This is a genomic window from Bradyrhizobium cytisi (assembly GCF_008123515.1).
Taxonomy (GTDB): domain Bacteria; phylum Pseudomonadota; class Alphaproteobacteria; order Rhizobiales; family Xanthobacteraceae; genus Bradyrhizobium; species Bradyrhizobium cytisi.
In genome coordinates this window covers 1-2,089 of the sequence record NZ_VSSR01000126.1, presented here as the reverse complement: position 1 = coordinate 2,089, position 2,089 = coordinate 1, and the positions used below count along the sequence as shown (strand labels likewise).

The 2,089-nt window shown below is 63.3% G+C and carries 1 protein-coding gene and 1 pseudogene; both read right to left on the bottom strand.

Features of this window, described 5'->3' with window-relative positions; translation table 11 throughout:
* Positions 1-16 precede the first annotated feature (16 nt).
* Positions 17-340, bottom strand: a pseudogene (locus FXB38_RS41155) (ATP-binding protein); the annotation flags it as partial.
* A gap of 15 nt (positions 341-355) precedes the next feature.
* Positions 356-1,894, bottom strand: a complete 1,539-nt coding sequence (gene istA, locus FXB38_RS41150) for an IS21 family transposase (protein WP_148756581.1) — start codon at positions 1,892-1,894, stop codon at positions 356-358.
* Positions 1,895-2,089: the final 195 nt, after the last annotated feature.

Here is a 2,089-nt window from a genome sequence, read left to right as displayed (position 1 = left end):
ATTATGAAGCGGGCTCGGTTGCCCCGGTGACGAGCAGGTTCTCGTTGCGGTCGATCCAGTCGCCGCCGACGAGTCTGGCGAAGACGGCGCGATCGATGCCGCGCGGCGTACGCAAATCGACGTCTTCCACGCATGCGCTTTGGCGCAACGCGGCGAACTTGAGGCGGGTCGTGAGACGTTTGGTGTCGCGCTCGGCGGCTTCGCGATCGACCAGCAATCCGACGCGCTCCTCGAACGACAAGGCATCGAGATCTGACGATCGTCGCTGCTCCTCCAGGGCTTTGGCCATTCCGGTCAAGCCGAGTGCGATCAGCCGTTCATGGGTGGGATGCGTCAGCATTGAGATCTCCATGGTTCAGTGGAAATAGCCCTGACCGCGGATGTTGCGGTGGCGCAGGGGTTGATCGTTGGATGTCTCGTCAAGGAACGCGCGATCAAGGCCGTTCTTGAGGATCGAGCGGATCGAGGCGACGGAGCGAGCCTTGATGAGGATGCCGCGTCGGCAGGCCGCATCGACGCGCGCATTGTCGTAGCTCCTGGTCAGCGACAGGATGCCGAGGCAGGTGCGAAAGCCTTGCTCGGGATGAGGCCTTGCCGCGATGACGGCCTGGAAAAACGCCGCGGCAGAGGGGCCGATCTTCTCGCCGGCCGCGATCAGCCCTCCCGGCGTCCACTTACCGTAGCGGCGATGGGCGCTCGGCATATGATCGGCGATCGTGGTATGGCCGCGGCGGTTGGGCGCACGGGCGTGGCTCGCGATCCTCTGACCCCTGTGGAAGATCTCGACGGTCTTGTCGGCGATGCGGACATCGACGAGTTCACGGATCAGACGGTAAGGGGTAGAATACCAATGGCCGTCGATCTCAACGTGGTAGTCGGGGGCGACGCGACAACGCTTCCAGCGCGCAAAGACGTAGGGCTGGTCCGGCAGTTCTCCCAGCTTGAGACGATCGATCTCGGCGAACAGTTCGGCGCGGCTGGAGCCGAAACCGCGCATCTGGCGGGCGTTGAGTTCGCCGACCAGGACGCGGATGGCAGCGTTCAGTTCCGCCAGGGAAAAGAAGCGCTGATTGCGCAGGCGGGCCAGGATCCAGCGCTGCGCGATCTGGACGGCGACCTCAACCTTGGCCTTGTCCTTTGGCCGCCTTGGCCTCGCCGCCAGGATCGCGGTGCCGTAGTGGCCGGCCATCTCGGCATAGGTTCGGTTGATTCCAGGATCGTAACGATCGGGGTTGATCACGGCGGCCTTGAGATTATCGCAGACCACGAACTTCGGCACGCCGCCGAGATACCTGAACAGGTTGGCATGCACGCCGATCCAGTCGGACAGGCTCTCGCTTGGGCAAGCCTCGGCGTAGGTGTAGTTCGAGGCCCCCATCGCCGCGACGAACAGCTTCATGGCGCGCACTTCGCCGGTGATGGGATCGAAGATGTCGATGGTGTCGCCGGCGAAATCGACGAATACCTTCTCCCCGCCGATGTGGGTCTGACGCATGCTCGGGCGCGCACGCTGCTTCCAGGCCTCGAAGGTCGTGCAAAACCAGGTATAGCCGAAGCCGTCGGGATTGGCGGCGCGATACTCTTCCCACAACAGCAGCCGTGTCACGCTGCGACGGCGCAGTTCCTTCTCCACATAAACCCAATCGGGGGCCGGTCGCCGGTCGCTTTGCGAGGCTGCCGTCGGCGCCGGGAACAGCAGCGGCTCCAGGCCCTCGTCGTCCATGCCCTCCGGCAGCGGCCAGCTCAGCCCGGCAAGGCGGGCACGCCGCACGTAACCATGGACGACGCCATTGCTCACCCCCAACGTCCGCGCGATGACGCGCTCGGTCAGGCCCTGGTGCCTTAAACGTAGAACTTCTCTGATCCGGCGCATCGACAATCTCTGGGTAGGCATCAGGCTTCCTCATTGGTTGAATGAGAAATCCCTAGCCCGGTTGAGTTGTCGGCCGAAGCGTCCGGCACCGCCAAAAGGTGCTCACGATCGCCTGAAATCGCTGCTCACGATCCTCTGAAATCGTTGCTCATGATGCGGTGAAATCCGTGCTCACGATCGTCTGAAATCCGTGCTCACGATCCCGCGAAACGCGCA